Origin of the sequence: Psittacicella melopsittaci, from assembly GCF_003585925.1 — a bacterium.
In the GTDB taxonomy this organism is placed as follows: Bacteria; Pseudomonadota; Gammaproteobacteria; order Enterobacterales; family Psittacicellaceae; genus Psittacicella; species Psittacicella melopsittaci.
On the sequence record NZ_NRJH01000049.1, the window covers coordinates 1 to 26797 of the forward strand.

At 34.8% G+C, this 26797-nt stretch carries 19 protein-coding genes, 5 tRNA genes and 1 pseudogene; 15 read left to right on the top strand and 10 right to left on the bottom strand.

From position 1 onward, the window contains the following. The first annotated feature begins 518 nt into the window (after positions 1 to 518). The 12 genes and pseudogenes from secE to CJP74_RS05760 all read left to right on the top strand — a co-directional run bounded on the left by secE (position 519) and on the right by CJP74_RS05760 (position 16066). Positions 519 to 962 (top strand): preprotein translocase subunit SecE, encoded by a 444-nt coding sequence (gene secE, locus CJP74_RS05705; RefSeq protein ID WP_119497316.1) that lies wholly within the window; start codon positions 519 to 521, stop codon positions 960 to 962. Positions 963 to 964: 2 nt separating this feature from the next. Next, positions 965 to 1633: a transcription termination/antitermination protein NusG gene (gene nusG, locus CJP74_RS05710; protein ID WP_119497317.1), complete on the top strand. Its 669-nt coding sequence runs from the start codon at positions 965 to 967 to the stop codon at positions 1631 to 1633. 192 nt (positions 1634 to 1825) lie between these two features. Further along, positions 1826 to 2254 carry a 50S ribosomal protein L11 gene (rplK, locus tag CJP74_RS05715; RefSeq protein WP_119497318.1) on the top strand — a complete coding sequence of 143 codons (429 nt, stop codon included), beginning with the start codon at positions 1826 to 1828 and terminating at the stop codon, positions 2252 to 2254. 7 nt (positions 2255 to 2261) lie between these two features. Beyond that, entirely contained in the window at positions 2262 to 2948 is a 687-nt protein-coding gene (rplA, locus tag CJP74_RS05720) for a 50S ribosomal protein L1 (RefSeq protein ID WP_119497319.1), read from the top strand. 234 nt (positions 2949 to 3182) lie between these two features. Further along, the gene (gene rplJ / locus CJP74_RS05725; RefSeq protein WP_119497320.1) at positions 3183 to 3686 is read left to right on the top strand and encodes a 50S ribosomal protein L10; all 504 of its coding nucleotides are present in this window, start codon (positions 3183 to 3185) and stop codon (positions 3684 to 3686) included. A gap of 41 nt (positions 3687 to 3727) precedes the next feature. Beyond that, a complete protein-coding gene (gene rplL / locus CJP74_RS05730) occupies positions 3728 to 4096 on the top strand; it encodes a 50S ribosomal protein L7/L12 (RefSeq protein WP_119497321.1) in 369 nt (122 codons plus the stop codon). A 120-nt stretch (positions 4097 to 4216) separates the two neighbouring features. Next, positions 4217 to 8284 carry a DNA-directed RNA polymerase subunit beta gene (gene rpoB, locus CJP74_RS05735; protein ID WP_119497322.1) on the top strand — a complete coding sequence of 1356 codons (4068 nt, stop codon included), beginning with the start codon at positions 4217 to 4219 and terminating at the stop codon, positions 8282 to 8284. A 16-nt stretch (positions 8285 to 8300) separates the two neighbouring features. Continuing rightward, positions 8301 to 12482 (top strand): annotated as a pseudogene (rpoC, locus tag CJP74_RS05740) (DNA-directed RNA polymerase subunit beta'); the annotation flags it as partial. 183 nt (positions 12483 to 12665) lie between these two features. Continuing rightward, positions 12666 to 13757, top strand: coding sequence for a uroporphyrinogen decarboxylase (gene hemE / locus CJP74_RS05745; protein ID WP_119497324.1), 1092 nt, complete (start codon positions 12666 to 12668; stop codon positions 13755 to 13757). Continuing rightward, entirely contained in the window at positions 13758 to 14588 is an 831-nt protein-coding gene (locus CJP74_RS05750) for a YjaG family protein (RefSeq protein WP_119497325.1), read from the top strand. It abuts the gene before it with no gap. 14 nt (positions 14589 to 14602) lie between these two features. Then, positions 14603 to 15199, top strand: a complete 597-nt coding sequence (locus CJP74_RS05755) for a LemA family protein (protein WP_119497326.1) — start codon at positions 14603 to 14605, stop codon at positions 15197 to 15199. A gap of 6 nt (positions 15200 to 15205) precedes the next feature. Next, complete coding sequence (locus tag CJP74_RS05760; RefSeq protein ID WP_222986966.1) at positions 15206 to 16066, top strand: TPM domain-containing protein; 861 nt, start codon at positions 15206 to 15208, stop codon at positions 16064 to 16066. 29 nt (positions 16067 to 16095) lie between these two features. On the opposite strand, the gene CJP74_RS05765 is transcribed toward CJP74_RS05760, so the two are convergent. From CJP74_RS05765 to CJP74_RS05775, 3 genes are all read right to left on the bottom strand, one after another. Then, positions 16096 to 17220 (bottom strand): GDSL-type esterase/lipase family protein, encoded by a 1125-nt coding sequence (locus CJP74_RS05765; RefSeq protein WP_222986969.1) that lies wholly within the window; start codon positions 17218 to 17220, stop codon positions 16096 to 16098. Between the two features lie 83 nt (positions 17221 to 17303). Then, complete coding sequence (locus tag CJP74_RS05770) at positions 17304 to 18440, bottom strand: SGNH/GDSL hydrolase family protein (RefSeq protein WP_119497329.1); 1137 nt, start codon at positions 18438 to 18440, stop codon at positions 17304 to 17306. Between the two features lie 11 nt (positions 18441 to 18451). Then, positions 18452 to 20239, bottom strand: a complete 1788-nt coding sequence (locus CJP74_RS05775; RefSeq protein WP_222986971.1) for an MBOAT family O-acyltransferase — start codon at positions 20237 to 20239, stop codon at positions 18452 to 18454. A 331-nt stretch (positions 20240 to 20570) separates the two neighbouring features. Between CJP74_RS05775 and rsfS the strand changes: the two genes are divergently transcribed. Genes rsfS through murI form a run of 3 tightly spaced genes read left to right on the top strand, consistent with a single transcriptional unit; the run spans position 20571 to position 22301 of the window. Beyond that, on the top strand, positions 20571 to 20897 hold the full coding sequence (gene rsfS / locus CJP74_RS05780) for a ribosome silencing factor (RefSeq protein ID WP_427909968.1): 327 nt from the start codon (positions 20571 to 20573) through the stop codon (positions 20895 to 20897). A 54-nt stretch (positions 20898 to 20951) separates the two neighbouring features. Next, entirely contained in the window at positions 20952 to 21419 is a 468-nt protein-coding gene (gene rlmH / locus CJP74_RS05785; RefSeq protein WP_119497331.1) for a 23S rRNA (pseudouridine(1915)-N(3))-methyltransferase RlmH, read from the top strand. Between the two features lie 3 nt (positions 21420 to 21422). After that, positions 21423 to 22301, top strand: coding sequence for a glutamate racemase (gene murI / locus CJP74_RS05790; protein ID WP_119497332.1), 879 nt, complete (start codon positions 21423 to 21425; stop codon positions 22299 to 22301). A gap of 32 nt (positions 22302 to 22333) precedes the next feature. Here the strand turns inward: murI and CJP74_RS05795 are convergent, their stop codons facing one another. From CJP74_RS05795 to CJP74_RS05825, 7 genes are all read right to left on the bottom strand, one after another. Continuing rightward, positions 22334 to 23083, bottom strand: coding sequence for a Nif3-like dinuclear metal center hexameric protein (locus CJP74_RS05795; protein WP_119497333.1), 750 nt, complete (start codon positions 23081 to 23083; stop codon positions 22334 to 22336). A gap of 60 nt (positions 23084 to 23143) precedes the next feature. Further along, a tRNA-Gln gene (locus CJP74_RS05800) sits at positions 23144 to 23218 on the bottom strand. Between the two features lie 13 nt (positions 23219 to 23231). After that, a tRNA-Leu gene (locus tag CJP74_RS05805) sits at positions 23232 to 23316 on the bottom strand. A gap of 10 nt (positions 23317 to 23326) precedes the next feature. Further along, a tRNA-Gln gene (locus tag CJP74_RS05810) sits at positions 23327 to 23401 on the bottom strand. A gap of 9 nt (positions 23402 to 23410) precedes the next feature. After that, positions 23411 to 23495 (bottom strand) — tRNA-Leu (locus CJP74_RS05815). Between the two features lie 8 nt (positions 23496 to 23503). Next, positions 23504 to 23580: transfer RNA gene (locus CJP74_RS05820), tRNA-Met, on the bottom strand. A 302-nt stretch (positions 23581 to 23882) separates the two neighbouring features. Further along, positions 23883 to 26564: a hypothetical protein gene (locus CJP74_RS05825; protein WP_119497334.1), complete on the bottom strand. Its 2682-nt coding sequence runs from the start codon at positions 26562 to 26564 to the stop codon at positions 23883 to 23885. Between the last annotated feature and the right edge of the window lie 233 nt (positions 26565 to 26797).

A 26797-nucleotide genomic window follows, 5' to 3' on the forward strand; every position in this document is an offset into this window, starting at 1 on the left:
TGTAAAGTTCGAGGTTTTTTTGTAATAAAAATTTTGTAAAGCACGAAAATAAGACTGCTAATTAGGAGAAAGAGTTGATATTTATTACAGTTACTTACTCATGTAAAGGTTAAATGTATTAACTGAAAATATTTGCGTGGTGAAGTTATAAATAGACTTTAAGTAGTTTATTGTTTTTGATTAGAGAATGCTAAAGGATTATTTGTTTATCTATATACACATATAACTTTAATTGTCATATTTAGCTGTTTATAATTATAAAAAGGCTGGGTAAGAAATTATTACTACTCCTTACTTTATCTAGAGTTAATCGATAATTCCTCAATGTAAAAATTATCCTATTTAAAAGTTTTGTAATTTATAGCAATCTGAGTTATGCAGTTTGTCAGGGGCTTATTGCTCTTTTTTTTCGATTTTTATTGAAAAAAAGTGCCATATTGTGGTAAAATGTCTTAGGTATTTTTTGAACGTTACCAAATAATAAAAGGTAACATTGTAATTATTATTTTGAGTATTCAATGAGTAATAACGCCGTAAATAATAAAACACCTGGTAAGCCAAAGAAAGCTTCAACCGTTGTAACGCAAAAACCTGAAGAAAGACAATTAGGTGCTGCGACAAATGGTATTCTATGGCTAATTACTATTGCCTTAGTAGTTGGTGTTTCATTAGGAAATCAATATTACGCTAGTTTAAACCCTGTAGTAAGATTACTTGCAGTTATTGTAGCGATTGTTTTAGCTTTAGTAGCGTTTTTAGTAACCAATCAAGGTCGTAAATTCCTTAAGTTTGCTATGGAATCTATGCTTGAGCTAAAAAAAATCTATTATCCAACACGTAAAGAAACATTACAAACATCGATTATTGTAGTGTTAATTTCGGTATTAGTTTCTTTCATGTTCTGGATTTTTGACTTTGTAATCCAATATTTTGTTAACTTAATTACCACTTGGAGATTTTAAAAATGGCTGAACAAGTGAAAGATAATGGTGATTTTGAGTTTGAAGAGTTTCAAGAACTTCAAGATGAAGCTACTGTAGATCAAGTTGAAACAAAAAAAGTAAATCCACATGAAGAAAACTTCAAATGGTATATTGTACAAACTGTTTCAGCTTATGAGCAAAAAGCATATACTCTACTAGAAGCTGCTATTAAAGATTCTGATTACCAAGACTACTTTGGCCAAATTATTATCCCAGTAGAAACTGTAATTACCCGTACAGGGACAAAAGTTAGAAAAACAGAGCGTAAACTCTATCCAAGTTATATCTTTATTCAGATGGAAATGAACTTCACGACTTTAAACTTAGTTCGTGGCGTAACTCATATTTTAGGTTTTGTTGGACACCAAAAAGGTAAACAACCAGAACCTATGAAAAAATCTGAATTAGAGAAAATCTTAGATCTAGTTAAAAAATCTGAATTATCACCTACAGAGAATATTAAATTTAAAGCTGGTGATAAAGTTGTGATTAAACGCCGTGAGTTTTCACATTATGAAGGAGAAGTTGTAGCGGTAGAACCTAACTCTACTCCAGGTGAAGACAAAGTAAGCGTTGCGATCGAATTTATGGGTGCAAAACGTGTGCTTGAATTAAAAGCAAACGAGTTAGATATTGCCCCTGAAGCTTAAGATAAAGTGCATAGAATTTTCTATGCATTTTTTCATTGTTAAGACTTTACAACACTTTTTATTTGTGATATAATATTGCAAGCTTTTTATTGTGTGAAAGCATTATAAAGAGTTTAAATAAATTAAACTAATCATTTAATTACGGGGAGTAGAATATAAATCTACGCTGACCCACAATTAGGAATTTTAAAAATGGCTAAAAAAGTTCAAGCATACGTGAAATTACACGTTGCAGCTGGTATGGCTAACCCAGCTCCACCAGTTGGTCCTGCTTTAGGTCAACAAGGTGTTTCAATTATGGAATTCTGTAAAGCATTCAACGCTCGTACAGAAAACATCGAAAAAGGTTTACCAGTTCCTGTAGTTATCACAGTATACTCTGACAGATCTTTTACTTTCGAAACTAAAACTCCACCTGCTTCAGTATTACTGAAAAAAGCAATGGGATTAAAATCAGGTTCTTCACGTCCTAACAAAGATAAAGTTGGTGTGATCAGCAAAGACAAATTACGTGAAATTGCTGAAATGAAAAATCCTGATTTAACAGGTGCTGACATCGAAGCGAAAATGAGAATTATCGCTGGTACAGCTCGTTCAATGGGTCTAGATGTTGAGGAGTAATTGATAAATGGCTAAATTAACTAAACGTCAAAAACTAATCAACAGCAAAGTTGATAAAACAAAAGTATACGCATTTGACGAAGCTGTAGCATTATTAAAAGAAATTGCTTCACCAAAATTCGTTGAATCAGTAGATGTTGCAGTGAACTTAGGTATTGATCCTCGTAAATCAGATCAAACAGTTCGTGGTGCAACTGTGTTACCACACGGTACAGGTAAAACAGTACGTGTTGCTGTATTCACTACTAACACTGAAGCAGCTTTAGCAGCTGGTGCAGACGTAGTAGGTATGGAAGACTTAGCAGCTTCAGTTAAAGCTGGTAACTTAGACTTTGATGTAGTAATCGCTTCTCCAGAAGCTATGCGTGTAGTAGGTGCATTAGGTACTATCTTAGGTCCTAAAGGTTTAATGCCTAACCCTAAAGTAGGTACAGTTACACCAAACGTAGCAGAAGCTGTTAAAAACGCTAAATCAGGTCAAGTACGTTTCCGTAATGATAAAGCAGGTATCGTTCACGCTTCAATCGGTAAATTAGATTTCGAAGCTGCTGCGATCAAAGGTAACTTAACTGCATTATTAAATGCTTTACGTAAAGCTAAACCTGCAAACGCTAAAGGTGTTTACTTACAAAAAGTTAGCTTAAGCACAACTCAAGGTGCTGGCTTAACAGTAGATGTAGCTGGTTTAGAATAATCAGATTTTTTCATAAATAGCAGATTAATTGCTAATCTGCGATTTAATTCTGACCTACATATTCGTGAGAATATGGTAAGTCGAAGACCGTAGGTGACGCAAGTCTTAATTTCCTACGTAGATGGGGCAGATAATTAATATACAACTTATTTATTACTGCTTCCTGTTTATGGTAATAAGAGTATCCCTCTTATTTATATTAACCTCTCAATTAAGAGAACATGGAGCTATAAAATGGCGTTAAAATTAGAAGGCAAACAAGTAATTGTTGCTGAAGTGAACGAAGCTGCCAAAAGTGCTCTATCTGCAGTTGTTGCAAATGCACGTGGTGTATCTGTAACAAAAATGACTGAGCTTCGTAAAAAAGCTCGTGAAGCTGGTGTAAGCGTTCGTACAGTACGTAACACTTTATTACGTCGTGCAGTTAAAGACACTGACTTAGAAGTATTAACAGATACTTTCACAGGTCCTTCATTAGTAGCTTTTTCTAACGAACACCCAGGTGCTGCTGCACGTCTATTCCGTGATTTCGCTAAAGAAAACCAAAAATTCGAAATCAAAGGTGCTGCATACAATGGTGAATTCATCGCTCCTGCAAACATCGATGTTTTAGCTTCATTACCAACTTTAGAAGAAGCTTTAGCACGTCTTGCTGGTACTATGAAAGAAGCTGCGGCAGGTAAACTTGCTCGTACACTTAAAGCTCTTGCTGATAAATTAGAAGCAGAAGCTGCATAATAACTCAATTTATTAATCAATTACTTTTTGGAAATTAAATTATGTCATTAACTAAAGAACAAATTTTAGATGCAATTGCTGAAATGTCAGTAATGGAAGTTGTAGAATTAGTATCTGCAATGGAAGAAAAATTCGGTGTATCTGCTGCTGTAGCTGCTGTAGCTGTAGCTGGTGGTGCTGCTGAAGCTGCTGAAGAGAAAACAGAATTTGATGTTGAATTAAAATCTGTTGGTGCTAACAAAGTAGCTGTAATTAAAGCAGTTCGTACTGCAACTGGTTTAGGCTTAAAAGAAGCTAAAGATTTAGTAGAATCAGCTCCAGTTAAAGTTAAAGAAGGCGTAGCTAAAGCTGATGCTGAAGAACTGAAAAAAGCATTAGAAGAAGCAGGTGCTGAAGCTGAAGTTAAATAATTAATCTATTTTTTGATGTAGATTATTATTAACTATTACATATCAAAAGAGCTGAGGGCTTATATAATAAGTCTTCAGCTTTTTGTGCTTTAAAAAAAACTACTTAAATGAGGCGAATGTATGTCGTTGACTCCCAGCGAAAAGAAAAGAATTCGTAAAAATTTCGGTAAAAAGGAAGAGATCCTAAACGTTCCATATTTACTTTCAATTCAAATTGAATCTTTCAAAAAATTCATTACCAAAGATCCTGAAGGTAAACAAGGTCTGGAATCGGTATTCCGTTCAATTTTTCCTATTCAAAGTAATAATGGTTTAGCTGAGTTACAATACGTTGATTATGAACTAGGCGAATCATTATATAACCCACAAGAATGTCAAATTCGTGGTCAAACTTACGCAGTACCATTACATGTAAACTTACGTCTTGTTACTTATGATAACAAGTCGAGTCGACAAGTTCGCAACGCAAAAGAATCACGTGTTTATTTCGGTGAAATTCCAATTATGACTGAACACGGTTCATTCGTAATCAATGGTACAGAATGTGTAACAGTAAGCCAGTTACACCGTTCACCGGGTGTGATTTTTGAATCAGATAAAGGTAAAACTCACTCATCTGGTAAAACTCTTTACAGTGCACGTATTATCCCTTACCGTGGTTCATGGTTAGATTTTGAATTCGATACAAAAGATATTATTAATATGCGTATCGATAAGCGTAAAAAATTACCTGCAACTGTAATTTTACACGCATTAGGATATACCACTGAAGAAATCTTAGCACAATTTTTCTCTGAAGTTGCATATAAAATTATTGACGGCAAACTGTTTATCACTACTAACATTTTCTCAAAAATTAAAGGTGAGGTACTACCTTGGCCTATTAAAACTGACGAAAAAGTATATAGTGAAGCAGGTCGTAAAGTTACCGAACGTGTTGTTAAACAATTACGCAATGATGCCGTTGAATGGGTTGAATGTCCAACAGAAATTCTGGCAGATCGTGTAGTACGTAAAGACATTATCTCTAATGTAACTGATAGCGTAATCTACCAAGCAAATGATATTCTTCCAGAAGACGCTTTCTCAATCCTTTCAGAACACTTAGTAACTGACTTCTCAACTATTTATACTAATGAGTTAGAAGAAGGTGCTTATATTTCAGAAACATTACGCCGTGATACAACTACAGATATCCCTTCAGCGTGTTTCGAAATTTATAAAGTTTTAAATGATGAACAATCAGATGCAGACGCTGACATTAGTCACCGTGATTCTGATGTTTCAATTAAATATTTTAATAACCTTTTATTTAATAAAGATAGATACGATTTATCAGTAGTAGGTCGTATGAAATTTAACTTATCTTTAGGTATTAGCAAAGATGAAGTTTCTGAAGAAGAGTCAACTTTACGTCCTAAAGATATAGTTAAAGTATTACAAAAATTAGTAGCTGTACGTAATGGTACACAAAGCGTTGATGATGTGGATCACTTAGGTTTCCGTCGTATTCGTGCTGTAGGTGAAATGATTGAAAACCAATTCCGTGTTGGTTTAGTTCGTGTTGACCGTGCAGTTCGTGAGCGTTTAACTCACGGTGACTTAGAAAACCTAACTCCGCAAGCGTTAATCAACCACAAACCAGTTTCTTCAGCTGTGCGTGAATTCTTCTCTGGTTCTAAATTATCTCAATTCATGGATCAGAACAATGCTCTTGCTGAAGTTACTCACAAACGTCGTATTTCTGCTTTAGGTGCAGGTGGTGTTACTCGTGAACGTGCTGACTTCGAAATCCGTGACGTACACGTAACTCACTATGGTCGTATTTGTCCGATCGAAACACCTGAAGGTCAAAACATCGGTCTAATCAATACCCTAGCAACATTTGCGCGTACAAATAAATATGGTTTCTTAGAAACTCCATACCGTAAAGTAGTAAATGGTATTGTTACCGAAGAGTTTGAATACTTATCTCCCCTAGAAGAAAATACTGACGTAGTAATCGCTCAGGCGAATGCTAAATTAAATCCAGACAACTCATTTGCAACTGAATTAGTTCCTGCACGTTGTGGTGGTGAGACGGGTATGTTCCCACCTGAAAGAATTTCTTACATGGACGTGTCAGCACAACAAATTGTATCTGTAGCTGCGGCTCTAATCCCATTCCTTGAGCACGATGACGCAAAACGTGTTCTAATGGGTGCAAACATGCAAAAACAAGCTGTTCCAACTTTAAGAGCGCAAAAACCTCTAGTTGGTACAGGTATGGAAAAAGTAGTTGCACTTGACTCAGGTGTTTCTATTGTTGCTCGTCGTGGTGGTGTAGTGCAATATGTTGATGGTGCACGCATTGTAGTTAAAGTAAACGAATCAGAGTGTGATATTGGTGATTCTGGTGTAGATATCTATAAAGTAATTAAATATAGAAGATCTAACCAAAATACAGTTATTAACCAAACTCCATGTGTAAACATTGGTGATGTAGTTCATCGTGGTGAAGTACTAGCTGATGGTTCAGCTACTGACTTAGGTGAGTTAGCTTTAGGGCAAAACATGCGTATTGCCTTCATTCCTTGGAATGGTTATAACTATGAAGACTCGATTCTAGTATCTGAACGTGTTGTTCAAGATGATCGCTTTACTTCAATCCATATTCAAGAGTTAGTATGTTCAGCTCGTGAAACTAAACAAGGTAATGAAGAAATTACTGCTGATATTCCTAACGTGAATAAAGATTTATTAAGTAAACTTGATGAATCAGGTATTATTCACATTGGGGCTGAAGTTAAAGGTGGTGATATTCTTGTTGGTCGTGTTACGCCAAAAACAGAGCAAAACACAACTAACTATGCGGAAATGAAGTTATTAAATCAAATCTTCAACATTAAAGCTGCTGAAGTTAAAGATAACTCATTACGCGTACCTAACTCAGTTTCTGGTACAGTTATTGATGTACAAGTATTTACACGTGAAGATGTACCTGTGGATGCTCGTACCGAATTAATCCAAAAAGAGATGATTCAAAAAGCTGAAAGTGATATCCGCGAAGAAGTTGATATCATTGTAGGTTCGATTAAAGCACGTATGCGCAACATCTTAATTGAGCACGGTGCAAAACGTGAATTTGTTCTTGAACAAGATTTAGAAGAATTATCTAACTTATCGGTAAATAGCCCAGAGGCAACTGCAGAGCTAAGAGAATTAGCAGAATCTGCAAAACAACATCTAAATAGCATCGAAAGTCGTATTGCTGTTGAACGTGAAAAAATTATTAAATGCGATAACTTACAACCTACAGTTCTTAAAACTGTAAAAGTTTATCTTGCAATTAAACGTCAAATTCAACCTGCGGATAAAATGGCTGGTCGTCACGGTAACAAAGGGGTTATTTCAAAAATCAACCCTGTAGAAGATATGCCGTACGATGAACACGGTTATCCGATTGATCTAGCGTTAAACCCAATCGGGGTACCTTCACGTATGAACGTGGGTCAGGTTCTTGAAACTCACTTAGGTTTAGCAGCTAAAGGTATTGGTGATCAAATTAACAAAATGCTTGAAGCTAAAGCTTCAGTTGAAAAACTAAGAAGCTATATCCAAAAAGCATATGATGTAGGTCACAATAATCGTCAAAAAGTAGATCTCAATGAATTTACTGACGAAGAGATTATTACTTTAGCAAATAACTTAAAAGATGGTCTTCCAGTAGCTACACCTGTATTTGACGGGGCAACTGAAGAAGAAATCAAGGATCTTTTACGTCTAGCTGAATTACCAACTACAGGTCAAATTACACTATTTGACGGTAGAACAGGGAAAAAATTCGACCGTCCGGTTACTGTTGGTTACATGTATATGTTAAAACTTAACCACTTAGTTGATGATAAAATGCATGCCCGTTCAATCGGTTCATACAGTTTAGTTACACAACAACCTTTAGGTGGTAAAGCTCAGTTCGGTGGTCAACGTTTTGGTGAGATGGAAGTGTGGGCATTACAAGCATATGGTGCTGCTTATACTTTACAAGAGATGTTAACTGTTAAATCAGATGATATCGAAGGTCGTCGTCAAATCTTCCAAAACATCCTTGATGGTAAGCAAGAAATGAAAGCTAACCTCCCAGAGTTATTTAACGTATTAATTAAAGAAATTCGCTCTCTTGGTCTAAATATGGACTTTGAAAAATAAACCAGGCGGCTAATACATGAAAAATTCTAGAAGCTATTTAGAGCAAATGCAACTTACGAGTTCAGATGACAACGCATTTAATGCGATTACTATTAGTTTAGCTAGTCCAGAGACAATTAGAGGTTGGTCTCACGGTGAAGTTAAAAAACCTGAGACAATTAACTATCGTACATCTAAACCTGAAACTGATGGTTTATTCTGTGCAAAAATCTTTGGTCCGGTAAATGACTATGAATGTTTATGTGGTAAATATAAACGTTTAAAGCAACACCGTGGTGTTATCTGTTCTAAATGTGGTGTAGAAGTTACTAAGTCTTCAGTACGTCGTGAACGTATGGGACACATTGAGTTAGCTGCACCTGTTGTTCACATTTGGTTCCTAAAATCGTTACCGAGTCGTATCGGTACGATTTTAGATATGACATTAAATGATCTTGACCGTGTAATTCGTTTTGATAGCTATGTTGTTGTAGATCCAGGTTTACACAGTGATTTACAACGTGGACAGTTATTAACTCCAGAAGAATACGAAAACTATGTTGAGATCTACGGTAGTTCAGATTGGAAAGCACTTATGGGTGCTGAAGCTATTCTTGAGCTAATCCGTGCTATTGATGTCCCAGCTGAAATTGAATTCTTAAAAGAAGAGTTAGAAAGCACTAACTCTGAAACTAAACGTAAGAAATATTCTAAACGTTTAAAACTTCTTGATTTATTTGATAAATCAGGAAACAAACCTGAATGGATGATTTTAACGGTATTACCAGTGTTACCACCTGCATTACGTCCATTAGTTCCACTGGATGGTGGTCGTTTTGCTACAGCTGACTTAAACGAATTATATCGTTCGGTAATTAACCGTAACAACCGTTTAAAACGTTTAACTGATCCTTCAAACCCAACTCCTGAAATGATCATACGTAACGAAAAACGTATGTTACAAGAGTCTGTGGACGCATTATTAGATAATGGTCGTCGTTCACGTCCGGTTACTGGATCTAACAAACGTCCTCTTAAATCTTTAGCAGATATTATTAAAGGTAAAAAAGGTCGTTTCCGTCAAAACCTTCTTGGTAAGCGTGTTGACTATTCAGGTCGTTCGGTAATCTCAGTAGGTCCTTATCTACAATTACACCAATGTGGTTTACCTAAACTTATGGCAAAAGAGTTATTCCGTCCATTCGTTTACGGTCGTTTAATGGCTACAGGTGCTGCTGATAGTATTAAATCAGCTCGTCGTATTGTAGAACGTGAAGAACCTGCATTATGGGATGCATTAGATTACGTAATTAAAGAGCACCCAGTTCTTTTAAACCGTGCTCCTACGCTTCACCGTTTAGGTATCCAAGCGTTCGAACCTATTCTAATCGAAGGTAAAGTAATTCAACTTCACCCATTAGTGTGTGCGGCGTTCAACGCGGACTTCGATGGTGACCAAATGGCGGTTCACGTACCATTAACTCTTGAAGCTCAATTAGAAGCTCGTGTGTTAATGATGTCTAACAATAACATTCTTTCTCCTGCAAATGGTGAGCCAATCATTGTTCCTTCACAAGACATGGTGGTAGGTTTATACTACATGACTCGTGATCTGATCAATGTTAAAGGTGAAGGTATGGTATTTGCTAGCCCTAAACATGCTGAAATTGCATACCAAACTGGGGTAGCAGAACTTCATGCTAAAGTTAAAGTAAGAATTACAGAATGGTTAGACATTAGCGAAGTGCCGGAAGAAAAATTATCTATCACTATGCAAGACAATAGTGTTGATGGTTTAATTCCAGTAGATACAGTTTATGATACAACTGTAGGGCGTGCTATTTTATGGCAAATTGCTCCGAAGAGAATGCGCTTCGAGATTTTTAACCGTCCATTAGGTAAAAAACAAATTTCTCAAGTATTAAATACTTGTTACCGTGATTTAGGTAATGATGCTTCTGTAGCTTTAGCTGACCAAATCATGTATACAGGTTTCAAATATGCAGCTTTATCAGGAACTTCAATCGGTATCGAAGATATGAAGATTCCTGCAGCTAAATATGAAATTGTAGAAAAAGCTTATGCAGAAGTTGCCGAAGTACAAAAACAACTTGCTGACGGTCTTGTAACTGCAGGGGAAAAATACAACAAAACTATCGATATTTGGTCACGTGCTTCAGATCAAATCACTAAAGCAATGATGGCTAACATTGAAAAAGATGATGTTGTAGACGCTGATGGTAATGTAGTACAACAAGAGTCAATGAACTCTTTATACATGATGTCAACGTCAGGTGCCCGTGGTTCGATTGGTAACGTACGTCAATTATCTGGTATGCGTGGTCTAATGGCTCGTCCAGATGGTTCGATTATCGATACACCAATTACCTCAAACTTCCGTGAAGGTCTAAACGTACAAGAGTACTTCATCTCTACGCACGGTGCTCGTAAAGGTCTTGCAGATACAGCTCTTAAAACAGCTAACTCAGGTTACTTAACACGTCGTCTAGTAGACGTTGCTCAAGACGTAGTAATTACTAAAGATGACTGTGGTACTCAAGACGCATTATTAATGACTGCGGTAATTGAGGGTGGTGATATTAAAGAACGTCTACGTGACCGTGTTTTAGGTCGTGTAGTAGCACGTGATGTAATTTCTCCAGATGATAGTGACCGTATTTTAATTAGACGTGGTGAATTATTAACTGAAGAATTATGTAATGTTTTAGATGACAACCACATTGACTCAGTTTATGTACGTTCACCTGTATTATGTGAAAATGAGCATGGTGTTTGTGCTCACTGTTATGGTCGCGACCTAGCTCGTGGTCAAATGATTTCAGAAGGTGAAGCTGTAGGTATTATTGCTGCTCAATCTATCGGTGAGCCAGGTACACAGTTAACCATGCGTACAATCCACTTAGGTGGGGTTGCAACTCGTGGTGCTTCTGAGAACTCAATCAAAGTGAAAACAGACGGTTTTGTTCGCTTAGAAGACTATAAAGTAGTTGATAATCCAGATGGCGATTTAGTAATTGTTTCGCGTAAAGCTCAGCTAATTATTGTTGATAAAAATGGTACTAAACGTGAGGTTCACCGCGTTCCTTACGGTGCAATTTTAAAAGTTAAAAATAATGATGCTGTAAGCGTGGGTCAAGAAATTGCAACATGGGATTCACATAATACTCCTGTAATTTCAGATGTTTCTGGTTACGCTAAATTCGTAGATATTATCAGTGGTCAATCTGTAAAAGAAGTTTCAGATAGCTCTACTGGTATTTCAAGCATTACCGTTCTTGATGTTGGTCAACGTCCACAATCTGCACGTGACTTACGTCCAATGATTAAAATTGTTGACGAAGAAGGTAATGACATTATCTTAGAAGATAGTAACTTACCAGCACAAATTATCCTCCAACCTAAAACAATCGTATCTATTAGCGATGGTGACCGTATTGAAAGAGGTCGTCCAATTGCTCGTATGCCGATTGAAGGTTCAGGTACAAAAGATATTACGGGTGGTCTTCCTCGAGTTGCTGACTTATTCGAAGCTCGTCGTCCAAAAGAGCCTGCAATTCTTGCAGAAATCTCAGGACGTGTATCTTTCTGTAAAGAAACTAAAGATAAAAAACGTATCCGTATAGTTCCATTTGGACGTGACGGTGAAGTAGCAGGTGAAGCTTGGGAAGTTTTAGTTCCTAAATGGCGTACACTTAACGTATTCGATGGTGAAGAAGTTAAGAAAGGTGACGTTATTTCCGATGGTCCAGAAGCTTCACAAGATATCCTACGTTTACGTGGTGTAGTAGCCTTAACTGAGTTCATCGTTGACGAAGTACAACAAGTTTACCGTTTACAAGGTGTGAAAATTAACGATAAACACATCGAGGTAATTATTCGTCAAATGTTAAGAAAAGTTGTAATCACTGATCCAGTTGATTCAGACTTTATCTTAGGTGAACAAGTTGATTTATCGAAAATTCAACTTGAAAACCGTGCTCGTTCAAGAATGGGCTTACCATTAGTTGGTTACCGTCGTGAATTACTAGGTATCACTAAAGCTTCATTAGCAACGGAATCATTTATCTCTGCAGCTTCATTCCAAGAAACAGCTCGTGTTCTTGTAGAAGCAGCTATTGCTGGTAAACGTGATGATTTACGTGGATTAAAAGAAAACGTTGTTGTTGGTCGTTTAATCCCATCAGGTACTGGTTACGCTGATGCTAAACGTAAAGAATACATGCGTATTAGACAAGCAATTACAGATAAATTAATTTAATAAAATTTACCGAAATCTCATTTAAGTATTCCAAGCCTTTCATCTTGTATGAAAGGCTTTTTTTCTTGGCAAAAAAAGAGTAAAGGTCGTATAATATGGGGGATTATAAAGTAGAGAGAGAATATGACCACAGAATTAAAAAATGACTTATATCTAAGAGCCTTATTACGTGAAAAGACCGAACGTACTCCTGCCTGGATGATGCGCCAAGCGGGGCGTTATTTACCAGAATATCGTGAACTGCGTGCTCAAGCTGGAGATTTTATGTCTCTGTGCAAAAATCCTGAGTTAGCATGTGAGGTAACCTTACAACCTTTACGCAGATACCCTCTTGATGCAGCTATTTTATTTTCCGATATCTTAACTATTCCAGATGCTTTAGGTCTAGGCTTATACTTTGCTCAAGGTGAAGGTCCACACTTTACCCATCCTATCAACTCTTTAGCTGATATTGAAAAATTAGGTATTTTAGACCCAAATACCTCGCTTAAATATGTAATGGATGCCGTAAGTAAAATACACCATGCTTTAGATGGTGAAGTACCTTTAATTGGCTTTAGTGGTAGTCCATGGACTTTAGCAACCTATATGGTTGAAGGTAAGCCTTCAAAACAGTTTACAAAAATTAAACACATGCTCTATACCCAACCGCAGGCATTACATAAGCTGTTACATAATTTAGCGATAAATGTAGCAAATTATTTAAATGCCCAAATTGAAGCAGGGGCACAAGCAGTAATGATTTTTGATACCTGGGGTGGTGTTTTAGCTCATCGTGAATATCAAGCCTTTAGTTTAGAGTATATGCAACTTGTAATCAGCCACTTAAAACGTGAAGCACGTGGACGCCGTGTTCCAGTTACTTTATTTACTAAAGGTGGTGGTTTATGGCTCGAGCAAATTGCAGCTTCGGGTGCAGATGCTGTAGGAGTGGATTGGACTGTAGATTTAGGTAAGGCAAGAGAATTAGTTGGTGATAAAGTAGCTATTCAAGGTAATATAGATCCTTCTGTTCTTTATGCTGATGCACAAGTTATAAATCAAACCGTTGAGCTGGCAGTAAATGACTTTGCTCAAGGACATGACTTTAATAGTGCTGAATTTAACCGTGGTCATGTATTTAATTTAGGTCATGGTATTCATCAAGATGTTCCAGTTGAAAGTCCAGCCTTAATGTTAGAAGCTTTACGTAAATTTACCGAGAGAAAAATTTAAATGTATAATGCCCATTTGTTAGATCATAAAGTTTTATTAAATCCTGTTCGTGAAGAAGCTATTTATGCTAATCCTATCCAAAACCGTTATGAAAAATTAACTGGTGCTTATCTAGGTATAGCTATAGCAACAAACATTGAACAACAAATACGTTATACAGTAAATACTTTAACTGATCTTGATTTATCTTTTTCAGAGATTTTATCTCAACTTGAAGACAAACAAGTTACTGAGTTAAATGTTAATAGCTTTTTTGAGTTAGAAAAAGAACATATTTATCTTGTAAGTAACTTTTTCGAAGATCTTGATTCTATTGCTAAAAGCTTAAATATTATCAAACATCCATCGGACAAGGTAAGTCAAGAATCTTTAGAGTTTTTAGATGAGCTTCTTGCTACTTATATAGACACTATTAGTCTCTTTAATACAGGTTTTGATTATTATAGTCAAAAGCAAGATACCGATGATTTTCTTTGCTTACAAATAAAAAGTATTGTCGATATTTACTACACTTTAGTGGCTAGTATTGACGCTTACCTTGGCGGTAAACTTGAAGATCTTGTACTTATGGCACAAGAAACTAGTCTTTTCAATATTTACTATCAGCGCAACTTTATTGAAGCGGCAAAACAAATTCATTTAAGTGGAGATGAGTTTGCCCACTTACCTTTAGTTGATATTGAAATTACCCGTCAATGGGATGTTTATCGTTTAATTCAAAATGTAATAAATGGTAAGCTAACTTTTAAAATAGCTTTAGAAAAAGTACAAAAAATTCAAGAAAAATCCTTACAAGCTTATAATAAGGCATTTAACCAAGAATTTGCCTAAGGTAATAATTTTAAATGAAAAAAAGATATATTGTCTTATTAGCTATTTTAGCTTTAGTAGGCTTAATTGCCGTAAAACTAGTTGGTACATATAACACTTTAAGTGCGAGTCAGCAACAAGTTAATCTTGCTTTAGCTCAAGTTGAAACGCAATATCAACGTCGCTATGATTTAGTGCCAAATTTAGTAAACACAGTAAAAGGACAAGCTAATTTTGAACAAAAAACCTTAACTGATGTTGTAAATGCTCGTGCAAGTGCAACTAATATTAAGTTAAGTGTTGATGATTTAAGTGAAGAGAATTTACAAAAATTACAACAAGCTCAAGATGGCTTAAGTGGAGCTTTATCGCGTTTATTAATGGTTACGGAAAACTATCCGAGCTTACAAAGTAATGAAGCATTTCTCAATCTTCAAGCTCAACTCGAAGGAATTGAAAATCGCATAGCTTTTGCTCGTGATGATTTTAACCAAAAAGTTTTAGCTTTTAATACTTTATATAAAACCTTCCCAAATAATCTGTTTGGTAGTATTTTAGGCTTTAAACTTATGCCATATTTTCAGGCTGTTTCTGGAGCTCAAAATGCTCCTGTAGTAGATTTTGGAAACTAATTGATTTTGCAAAAACTTAAATACTTTATCACCTTTTGTCTTTGCTTATGGTTTGTGCCCTTTAGCTTAGCCCAAACGAGTTTGCCAAGTATTCCTGCTCAGCTTACTCCAGCTAATGACTATACTAATACCTTAACGGCGCAACAGTTAGCACAATTAAATCAACAACTAACTGAATTTAACCAACGCCAGCAATTAGTGCTAGTAGTTGTTATGGTTAATTCAACTGGCAATTTACCTATAGCCAATTATAGTTTTAATTTAATGAACTCTTGGGCAATAGGTGATAAAACTAAACAAAACGGTGTATTAATTTTAATAGCTAAAGAAGATCGTAAATACTTTATTGCCACAGGACCTGGTGCCGAAGGCTATTTAACGGACGCCCTAGTTTCTAGTATGGGAAGACGGTATTTACGCAGTAATTTTATCAATGAGAATTATTATTTAGGCATAGAGCAAACAGTTAATGCGATTATACAAATAGCCAATAATAATATTCCTCTTGAGTTAACAACTTCGAGTGATATTGATCAAGAGCAAGAAAGTTGGTTTGATAAAATATTCCCTTATCTCTTTTTTACGCTATACATAGCCTTTGCCGTAATCTTTATTTTGTCATTTTTTAGCAATAAACTTGTTAAACTATCACAAAAAAGTAATGGCAAAAGGAAAAACTTTTTCAATACTCTAATTACAATTTTAGCTCTAGTTGCCAGCTACTTACAAAATCATGGTAATGGTAGAGGGGGATCATCAGGAAGAAATTTTGGTGGTTCACGAGGATCAGGCTTTGGTGGTGGCTCGCGTGGTGGTAACTTCGGTGGAGGTGGCTCACGTGGCGGTGGTGCTGGAGGAAGTTGGTAATAAAAAAAGACCCATTTGGGTCTTTTTTTTTATTTGGCTTTAGGCAGGTTATAAATATCATGGGCAAGTTGGTAACCAAATAAACTATAACCTTTTGCCGTAAAGTGGACGCCGTCAGCTCGCATTACACCTTGTTCCATTAGTTTTAGAGCTGAACATTTGCCGCCCATAGCTCCACGCCAATCCCAATAAAGTAATTTGTTATCGCGGGCAATAAGAGCTAAATCACGGTGAACACGGTCAACCGTAGCTGCTTGTAAATTATTACACTGCACATTAGCTAGATTAGGATTAATGTTTTTATTTAAGCTATCAGGATTAGAAAGAATCATGATTTGTGCTTGGGTATTACTTTCAATTAATTTAACCAGTTTAGTGTAATCGGCTATGTACTGATTAGAGTTATAGTTGTTATTGTAACTCTCATTGGTACCGTAGGCTAAAATTACTAGATCTGGTTTTAAAGCTGCTAAAGCCTCTATCCAATTTTTATTCCAGGCATCAAGATGATAAATAGTAGCTCCATTCGAACCTAAGGCAGAATAGGTTACCCCTTGATTAGTATTATTAATATACATGCCCGCAACTTCTAGGTTAGCGTTTGCTGAAATACGGTAATCACCTTGGACAAAAATTGAATAGGTATTCCAAATACTACTATTAATTTTTAAGGTGCTTGTCCCTGCATTTGAACTAATAGTTGCTGTACAAGTACGCGTATCTGTACAACGGGCAATTAAATTAAGCTCAGAAAAGGCTATTGAGTTACCATTGATGCCGCGATACTCAATTGAACCACGAGAGTTAAAGCTAGCAATTATTCCGCCAAAGGCATAATCGTAATTTCTTTGCGTTCTTGAGTTAATGAGCGAAACGTTTTGGCGTTTAAAGCCAATTAAACTATTGTACTGCCCTGGGACATTAATCGGTTCAATAAAGCCAATTGCCCCTTTGCCGAGAAATTGCTGTAAGCGATTTCTCGTGTACATAGACATTACATCAGCAGCTGTATGTGAATCTCCTAACTGCACTATAGTTAAGCCTTGGCTTTTAGCGTTGGCTATTTTCTCTTTAAGAATTTGCGTGCGAGGATTATCTGCTGAGTAATCGATAATAAAACTACCACTACTTATATAATCTTTATAGTGTCCCATTTCATTGTCATTGCTACAACTAAGCAATATGAGGGGCACAGCAAGGGCTATGGTAAGTTTGGAAATTTTTTTAATCATGATATTTATTGCTCAGGAGTGTTATTTTCCTGAATAGGTGCTTCATAAATCACATGGCTTAAAACATAATTAGAAATTAAGCGTGCTCCTGGAATGGTAAAGTGAATACCATCATCGGCACGTGTTTTAATCATGCGTCCATTTAAAACTAAACTAGGTTCAAATTGGGTAGAATTTAAACCTAAAGGTTTGTTAGCATCTAAAAATAATACCCCATATTGTTGGGCTGCCGAGCTGTATAACTCATTAAGCAGATGCATTTTATCGTTTAGATCACGATTACGTAGGTTAGGTACGCTTATCCAGATTACACTTACATTATGTGTCCGTGCTTGGTACATAATTGACATTATTCTTTGTAAATAATGGGCTTTCCAAGCTTCAGAACCAAATTTATAACCACGTTTACTTTCACTATCATAGAGACCATAGTTATCGTTAGCTCCGAGCATTACAATTAAAAGTTTATAATTATTAGCTCGAGATAGTTCATTGGTGATAGTCTCATTCCAGTTTAAGTTATTTGGGTTTAATAAACCAGTTGATTGCTTAGATAAGTCTTTAGAAGTAATCTTATAGTTTTGACTTAAATAAGAGCGAATCTGTCTGCCTACAGCCTGTTGTAAAGAATCTCCGACAATAAGTACTTCATCGCCTGGACGTAATACTATAGGTAAGGCTTCAGGAGCAAAGCTATATGTAACATAGTCAAGCTCACCTGCTACTACATCTTTGGTTCCTAGAGCAAATTTATTGGCTTCGAGCACATGGCTATAAGGGTTTTCTTGCACTTGCTTTTCAATCAGCTCTTTAAAGTCATCGTTAGCCACAGGTGGCGGAGAATTTTCTTCTCCTTCTCCTTCATGGGCACTTGCTTGTTCAATGGGCGTTACAAGTCCTTTATTGAGCGAATCGTTAATATTTTGCCCCAGAGTATTATAAGCATTAAACATAGCTTCTTTTACCCAAAGAATACTATCGTTTATAGTTTGCCCAAATTTCCAAATTTTAATGTTATCTAATTTGGTTAGAGGGGAAGGACTGCTGTAGTTAGCAGTCCAATAGTTATTAATTGAGCCTTGAAAAAGCCAAAAGAGGACAACCAAAGCAGAGATAAAGCTAATTAGTATTTTCTTAATCATAAGGGATTAACTTAGAAACTAGCGTATATAAATGGAGGTACACCAGAAGGAGAGAAGTTAATGGTTATACAGAGAACAAAAATACACAGAGTAATAAATAAAGAAGTTCTGCATTTAGTACTAAAGTTGTAGATTCTGTCCATTAACAGCTGTACTTTTGGTAAAAGGCTCCAGTAAATAAAAATAGCAATTAAGCTTGCTATAGCTAAAGGTTCTGATAAAGGTTGCTTAATATTGGTAAAAATATTTTCAATTAGATTTAAGGCCGAAGGTAAGTCATCAGAATTAAAGAAAATCCAAGTTAAACATACATAATTAAATGTAAGCAAACGCGCAAGGTATTTACTATAATTCTGCACTCTAAAGCTCGAAGCTTTGTTGAGGAGGTTAACCCCAATTATACCTAGAGTATGTAGCACACCCCATAAGGCAAAATTAAGTGTTGAACCATGCCAAATTCCTGAAAGCACCATAGCAATTACTGTGTAGCATTGGGCTAACATAAAGCCATGTCGATTCCCACCAAGAGGAATATAAATGTAATCGCGAATCCAAGAACTTAGAGACATATGCCATCTAGTCCAGAAATCTTTAATATTTAAAGAAATATACGGGTTATTAAAATTTTGCGGATGGGTAATACCAAAAGATAACCCTAAAGCAAACATTAGATCAGTATAACCACTAAAGTCAAAATAAAGCTGGAAGGCATAAGCATAAACGCCAAGGAGAATTTCTATACTATTATAATTGTCTGGCGAACCAAAAATAGGTTGGACAAAGTACATAGAAAGGCTAGTAGCCAAGAGCCATTTTTTCGCAATACCCAAGGTTAAAAAGTAAAAGATAAGATTTACATTTTGTGGTTTACGCTTTTGACTTAATTGTGGGATTAAAACAGTTGCACGGTTAATTGGACCTGCAACTATAGTTGGGAAATAGGTTACAAAAGTTAAGGTAGTTAAGAGAGAAGGACTTTTAATTTCCCCTCTTTTTACCGATACTAAAAGTGAAATACTATTAAAGGTATAGTAAGAAATTCCTAAAATAGGAATTACATTAACAAAGCCCCCTGCAGTAGCAAATCCTAAAGCATGAAAGAAGTTTACTACATTTATATAGATAAAATCATGATATTTAAAGTAAATTAAAGGTAGTAAACTGAGAAAAATTGCTATAGCAAAACCATAACCAGGCACTAAAGATTTATTAACTATTTTGAAAAACTTTTGTGCTGATAATTGCTTTTGTTCGATAACTTCAGTGTATGACTCTGACTTTTGTTTGTAGTCTTGCCTTAGATCCTTTTCAGGAATTAAATCTAGGTCTTTACTTAAAGAGTCAGCATAACGGAAGTTTTGATTAATAAAGCACAGGTCTTGCGCTGTTAGATCTTTTACCTGGGTTAAATTGTATAACTCAGTGTAATAGGCTAAAAGCTTGGAGCTAAGAAGTCTGTTATAGTCAACAACTCCAGTTTGCTCATTTTGTTTTTGTTTAAGGATTTTTTGCAGCTCTTGCAGAATTTGTTGTAAGGTCTTAGTATATTCTGCTTGGGCAATAAGTGATTCTAAGCTAACACTTGCCTCTGATTTTTCTAAAAGACTTTCAAGGCTAGCTAGATTTTGTTTATCTTGGCAAAATTGTGCTACTTGGAGTGAGTATTGCTGCTGCGAAAACTCACGAGCTACAACAAGATGTTTTGCCAGATTTTTTGTTACAGATTTATTAATGGCTTTTTGTGCCAAATAGACAAAAATGGCATATAAGAGTAAAACTCCGGCAAAGTAGTAATGCACAAAACCAACAAAAACTAGACTTGCTATAAATAAGATTAGATTTTGTAGTTTAGGAGTTTTAGAAGAGATTAGCCAATAAATACTAATAACTATGAGAAAAAATAAAATAAAAGTAAAAGAGAAAAAGCTCATAAGCTAAAGAAAAAATTCTGTTTTGTCTCAAAAATTAACCTGTTTATTATATGAAATTTTAGCTAAGTTTTCATCTTTTATTTGAATAATTGCAACATGTGGTATAATTTAATAGACTTAATCCGTATTAAAATTAATTAATAAAACACAGTCGTAAATCGTTCTGAATACGGGAAGACAAAAAAAGGTTAAACTATTCATGATGTTAGAATCTCAAGAACAAATGTGTTCTTATATTTTAGATAAACTTGATGATTTAAAAGCTCAAGAGCCGTGCGAAATTAATGTCGTAGGCAAGTCATCAGTAACCGATACCATGATTATTGTTACTGGTACATCTGACCGTCACTGTGGAGCCTTAGCTGAACACTTAATTGATGAAATGAAAAAAGCAGGTGTTGAGAGTTTTGGTTCTGAAGGGCGCAATACTGGAGATTGGATTGTCGTAGACTTTGGTTCAGTTATGGTGCATATTATGCAAGATGAAGCAAGAAAGTCTTACGAGCTAGAAAAACTCTGGGCCTAATTTAAATAATTTTCTAAATAGTCTTGAGCCTGCTCAAGACTTTTATCTTATTGTATGAAATTGTACTTAGTTGCTGTTGGCACATCTATGCCAGATTGGGTAACCACTGGTTTTAAAGAATATCAGCGCCGTTTTCCCAAAGATATGCCATTAGAATTAATTGAAATAAATAATAAAAAACGAACAAAAAGTGCTGATATAAATCGCATTACCATAGAAGAAGGTAAAGAATTACTTAAAGTATGTGGCAAAGGTTATATAGTTACTTTAGATATTCCTGGTAAGCCTTATGATACCCATCAGCTGGCTAAGCATTTAAATCGTTGGCAAAATGATGGTCGAGATGTATATCTGCTTATAGGTGGACCAGAAGGACTAAGCGATGAGGTTAAACAAGCTGCTCACGAGTCTTGGTCTATTTCTAATTTAACCATGCCCCATCCTCTTGTGCGAGTGGTAGTTGCCGAAGCTTTATATCGTGCTTGGAGTTTAAATAATAATCATCCGTACCATAGAGAGTAATATATGTCCAGAAAACCACGAATCTTATTTTTTGATTCAGGTATGGGGGGATTATCCCATTTAAAACAAGTTGAAAATACCTATTTTGACTTTTTTGACTATTATTTTCTTTTTGATAATGAGTTATTTCCATATTCAGAAAGACCTGATAGTGTCTTAATTGAAAAATTAATTCCATTAATTTCGCGAGCAATCGAAGAACTAGAAATAAATTTAGTGGTGATAGCTTGTAATACGGCATCAACTTTAATTTTAGATCAATTAAGAGAAAAAGTTAAAATACCTGTAATAGGGGTAGTTCCAGCGTTAAAACCAGCAGTTGAATACTTAGTAAGCAAAGGGCAAACCAATAAAGCTATAGGTTTATTAGCAACTAAAGCAACTATTGCTCGTCCTTATGTGTTAAAACTTATCGAGTTCTATACCGAACCTGTTGGACATAATGTCTCTCTTCTTGGGACAACAGATTTAGTTGAGTATGTAGAAGCAAAAATTCGTCATAAAGAAACTAATAAGGATTTACGCAAAATTCTTGCCCCTTGGTTAAATAATGACGAGCTTAATCTAGGCGTAATAGTTTTAGCTTGTACTCACTTTCCGCTTGTAAAAGATGAGATTCAAGAGTTATTTCCAAATATTCTCCTCATAGATACGTGCTTTGCTATCGCACGAAGAATTGGCGTATTATATGGCTTTTTCAAGAAAAAGGAAATTGAAGCCCAAAGAAAAGAGTTTATTGACTATTTAAATAAAATAAAACTAGAATCTCACGAGCCTGTTAATAATAAACATCTGCTTAGTACAAAACTTTTAACTGAAGCAGAGTTTAATGAATTAAAAGGACAAGGATTTGCGGACTACACTTGTTTCCCGCACCAATAAAAAAAAGAGTCTTCACGCGAAGACTCTTTTTTTTAAGCTGGATTTGGGCAATCTTTAAAAATAACTTCAAGGTTATACTTTTGTTGTAAGTATTCCCCTAAAACTTTAACCCCATATCTTTCACTGTCATGGTGCCCTAAAGCAAAGTAATGAATACCTTGTTCTACAGCCGAGTGAGTAGTATATTCGGAGATTTCTCCTGACATATAGAGGTCACAACCTAAAGCATAAGCTTGGTCAATAAAAGATTGTCCGCCCCCTGAACATATGCCAATTTTTTTAATTTTCTCTTTAGCATTTTTACCAATATGAAGAATTTGTTTACCTAGAGCTTGTTCAACAAGAGCTTTAAATTCATTTATATCTAGTTCGTGCTCAGCTTCACAAATTAAGATTTCTTTAGATTCTGGAAGGTAATAATAGTTGTTTAAATTAAATAATTTAGCTAACTGCACATTATTACCAAACTCTAAATTAAAATCTAGAGGAAGATGGTAAGCAAAGAGGTTGAGGTCATTTTTAATTAGTTTTTTAATGCGTTGGTAATGATAACCTACTAATCGCGGATCTGATCCTTTCCAAAAGTAACCATGATGGACAAGAATAGCATCAGCTTTAACCTCAATTGCATAGTCAATTAATTCTTGACTTGCCGTTACTCCAGTAACGATTTTATGTACTTGATCACGACCTTGTACTTGGAGACCATTAACGGTGTAATCTGAATATTTATCTGAATCAAGAAGTTGATTTATAATTTTTTCTATTTCGAAATTATGCATAGCAAATTAGAGACATAAAAAAAGGACTTATATGATTATATCATATAAGTCCGAAACAAATGGCTGGGGTACTAGGATTCGAACCTAGGGATGACGGGATCAAAACCCGTTGCCTTACCGCTTGGCGATACCCCAACAAAGAAAAAAGTGGTGCGGGAAAGGAGACTTGAACTCCTACACCTCTCGGCGCCAGAACCTAAATCTGGTGCGTCTACCAATTTCGCCATTCCCGCACATAAAAAATGGCTGGGGTACTAGGATTCGAACCTAGGGATGACGGGATCAAAACCCGTTGCCTTACCGCTTGGCGATACCCCAACGTAAAAGTGGTGCGGGAAAGGAGACTTGAACTCCTACACCTTCCGGCGCCAGAACCTAAATCTGGTGCGTCTACCAATTTCGCCATTCCCGCAAAAATAATGGTGGCTATGACGGGATTCGAACCTGTGACCCCAACATTATGAGTGTTGTGCTCTAACCAGCTGAGCTACATAGCCAAAAAATCTTTGTGCAATTCTTGAAAGACATTTATGAAAGAAGAACTTTGTTTTTCTTTTTCTTTCCTGTCTTCCTCTTTGGTACCTGCTTATTATGCCTTTTTAGATAATTAAAGTCAATACTTTTTTTTGAAAAAGTTTTTATAATGTTGATTTTTAATAAATTAAAATTAAACGAAAATTAAATAAAATATCCGTTTTAGCTGCTAAAATTAATTATCGCATGCAAAAATAAATTAATTTAATTCAGTAATAAAAAACTCCTATAGTTAAACTATAGGAGCAAAAAATTAAAAATAACCTTAAAAACTTAGCTTATTGCTTTTGTTATGACAACAAATGCCAAGTACCCATGTTGAACTTACATAATTTTGTGCATTCAAGATGACAAAATTAGCAAGACACCCTTTTCTAATATAGCCAATACTTCCTACTTTTTCAGGGTGATATAAATTAAATGCTTTGGCAACTTGACTATTAAAGTACTGTAAATTTGCCAGAGAAGAATCTGCATACTTTTTAATTAATTGAACAAAATTAACTTTTTCATATTTAGGGAAATTAAGATTTAATAACCGACTAATGCTTATTTGATCTAGGTATTTAAATAAGGTTTTAATATTATTTTTACCGTAATCAGCCTCACTAAAAGCATAATATCTAAAAGCTGTATCTGCACTTAATTGAATAGCTAGAGCTTCTTCACGACAAACTCGTTTAACAAATTTTGCCTCAAGTTTTTCTTGTTGATAAATAGTATTGCCTTCAAGGTGTTCTAGATTCATAAAAGCTCGATCTGATTTTAAATATCTAAAATCTTCTAAGTTTCTACAAGAGTAGTAACACCAATCTGGTAATAATTTGATTTTATCTTGACTAAGATTTGTCGCTACATTACAGTTTTTTAGCCAATTTAAATTCAAATCCTTATCAACAAACTTCATGTCAGCAATGAGGATAAATTTATTTTTTTGACTTTCTTGTTTAAAATCAGCCTGTACTTTAATAAGAGGTTTAAAAGCCTTTATTTTTATATATTGATTAATTACAGGGTTAAGGTTATTGAATGCTATTGAGTGTGAATAACTGAAAGAGCGATTGTCAAGATGATAATTTGCCAGACTATTGTCTACGGCAAATATCTCTTCTTCTTTACTACTATATTTTTTTAATATAGGATTTTTCTGGAGACTATATTTAGAATAAGGTAATAAAGAAGGTTTGCTCTTAACAAGTTTTGTTGGAGATTGACTAAATAATTCTAAAAAAATAGCCTTACGATAGTTTATATACTCAAAAGTATCGAGACTAAGTAAGTAGTTAATTGTATCAGTAAGATTATTCTCTTTACCTAATGTTTTTACGGTTAATTTATTTTGGTAGTAATAATTGAGGAAAACATTTAAAGAGAAAAGAGAAGTTTGCTGATTAATTGTACAACTTGATAAGCCGCATTTTTCTAAAGTATATAAGTAATCTAATTGCTGTTTAAAGGTTTGCCGATAAATTTTTTGGGTTGTATCTCCGTAAAAGTCAACTCCGTCATAATTCTCTGCATTTATGCCTGAGATAATTTGCGGAATCTTTTTGCGTAGTTTTGCAACTTGCTCGATCCATGCAATGCTACTATAACCGAGATTATTGTTGTTACTAAAACGGATAGTAGTAATACCTTGAGCTAAACACTGACAAATAGCTTGTTTAACAAGACTATTTGAAGGAGAATTATTAAAGTCAACATTGGCAAAGCTTTTTAAATTTGGGGCGATAAAGCCTGAACAAATTTTTGCTCCGTGCAGATCAATAACCACATAGTTATCAGTAATATAAACAGTGTGACTAGATTTTACTTCATAAGGTTTTTTCATACCTGTACATATGCCAAAATAACCGTTATCTAATTTATTGATATGTTTTGCTAGCTCACTTTCTTTACCAATTTCTTGCACTACTCCATTGCGATTTACAATCATTAGCATCTCATCTTTAACAATTTGATCTTCGACTAAAGAAAAATTGCGAAAAATTGTCGGAGCTTGACTGGCAATGAAATTACCATTGAAGGCAAATAGTTGCTCTTTAGTAAATAAAGCAAGTAAGTTAAAAACTCGAGGATTACGAATAAATGGTTTACGTGATAGTGGTAATCTCTTTATGCTTGGAGCAATAAAACTATTGCTTGGTTTTACAAGTAAATCACTATTCCAATCTTCAATTAAATTAGCATATACATAGTATTGGAGATTATCCTTTAATTTTTGGATAAAGTAATACATGTATACATTGGTTGGATCAGTAAAATGGCTATCTAGATAACCGAAATTATGCTTTGTTTCATCACCTATAGCATTGTATAAACTAAGAAGGTTAATAGCTTGCCAAGGAGAAAAATCATAATCTTCAAGTAATTTTTTTCTTTGTACACTATTTACATACTTATCACAGACGTTATTTTCAAAGTATGCTTGTACAGGTTTAAAATTTACTTTGATATTAAGAGTAGAATTTTTACTTTTTGACTGTATATTTATGTACGAATTTTTCGCTAGTTTTATTGCGAAAAAGCTATCAAGATTATGATAGAGAAAAATACATTTTTTTACTAAGCAATTAACTTCATGATTATTTAGCTTATTTGCTATTTGTTTTTTGAAATTAATAAAAACTTTATTTTTGTGAATTTCACTCTCGCTTAATATTTCTGCCAGAGTTAGATTTTGTAAAAGATCAAAATAATGATATTTTACATGTGGTGTACTTTTATCTCTTTCAAAATTAGGGGAGAAAAATTTAGATAGTAGATTACTGTTTAAGGGATATGCCGAGGTAAGCTTATCTTTAAAACTATAGAAGTATTTAGGTAAGAAATTAAGTTTATAAAAATATAAGCAGGGGCAAAAGTGTTTTGGATTAAAACACTTTTGCACCTTCAGATAAAGCTTTTGCGTAGCAATAGGGATAAGGAAATTATTGAATAGCTTCATATAATATATCCTGCACCCAATAAGCTTTATTTAGGTAACAAACGTGTGTGGAAAAATGATATAATTTAACACTGTTAGTGTAATTATAAGGTTGCTTTTTTTATTTATAATTTCTAATCTGTATTAATATTTTAACAAGAATTTTTTGTTATAAATAATTATTTATTAATTAATTTTCAAAAAGTTGTCAAATGACCGAAAAACTGATCGTTTTTTGTTCAAAAGCATAACAA

What these genes read in the sequence shown, in the direction of transcription:
- rplL (WP_119497321.1), top strand. Translation starts at nt 3,728, where the DNA reads ATGTCATTAACTAAAGAACAAATTTTAGATGCAATTGCTGAAATGTCA.
- hemE (WP_119497324.1), top strand. Translation starts at nt 12,666, where the DNA reads ATGACCACAGAATTAAAAAATGACTTATATCTAAGAGCCTTATTACGT.
- rplK (WP_119497318.1), top strand. Translation starts at nt 1,826, where the DNA reads ATGGCTAAAAAAGTTCAAGCATACGTGAAATTACACGTTGCAGCTGGT.
- rplJ (WP_119497320.1), top strand. Translation starts at nt 3,183, where the DNA reads ATGGCGTTAAAATTAGAAGGCAAACAAGTAATTGTTGCTGAAGTGAAC.
- CJP74_RS05825 (WP_119497334.1), bottom strand. Translation starts at nt 26,564, where the DNA reads ATGAAGCTATTCAATAATTTCCTTATCCCTATTGCTACGCAAAAGCTT.
- murI (WP_119497332.1), top strand. Translation starts at nt 21,423, where the DNA reads ATGTCCAGAAAACCACGAATCTTATTTTTTGATTCAGGTATGGGGGGA.
- CJP74_RS05795 (WP_119497333.1), bottom strand. Translation starts at nt 23,083, where the DNA reads ATGCATAATTTCGAAATAGAAAAAATTATAAATCAACTTCTTGATTCA.
- rlmH (WP_119497331.1), top strand. Translation starts at nt 20,952, where the DNA reads ATGAAATTGTACTTAGTTGCTGTTGGCACATCTATGCCAGATTGGGTA.
- rplA (WP_119497319.1), top strand. Translation starts at nt 2,262, where the DNA reads ATGGCTAAATTAACTAAACGTCAAAAACTAATCAACAGCAAAGTTGAT.
- CJP74_RS05765 (WP_222986969.1), bottom strand. Translation starts at nt 17,220, where the DNA reads ATGGGACACTATAAAGATTATATAAGTAGTGGTAGTTTTATTATCGAT.
- CJP74_RS05755 (WP_119497326.1), top strand. Translation starts at nt 14,603, where the DNA reads ATGAAAAAAAGATATATTGTCTTATTAGCTATTTTAGCTTTAGTAGGC.
- rpoB (WP_119497322.1), top strand. Translation starts at nt 4,217, where the DNA reads ATGTCGTTGACTCCCAGCGAAAAGAAAAGAATTCGTAAAAATTTCGGT.
- nusG (WP_119497317.1), top strand. Translation starts at nt 965, where the DNA reads ATGGCTGAACAAGTGAAAGATAATGGTGATTTTGAGTTTGAAGAGTTT.
- rsfS (WP_427909968.1), top strand. Translation starts at nt 20,571, where the DNA reads ATGATGTTAGAATCTCAAGAACAAATGTGTTCTTATATTTTAGATAAA.
- CJP74_RS05750 (WP_119497325.1), top strand. Translation starts at nt 13,758, where the DNA reads ATGTATAATGCCCATTTGTTAGATCATAAAGTTTTATTAAATCCTGTT.
- secE (WP_119497316.1), top strand. Translation starts at nt 519, where the DNA reads ATGAGTAATAACGCCGTAAATAATAAAACACCTGGTAAGCCAAAGAAA.
- CJP74_RS05770 (WP_119497329.1), bottom strand. Translation starts at nt 18,440, where the DNA reads ATGATTAAGAAAATACTAATTAGCTTTATCTCTGCTTTGGTTGTCCTC.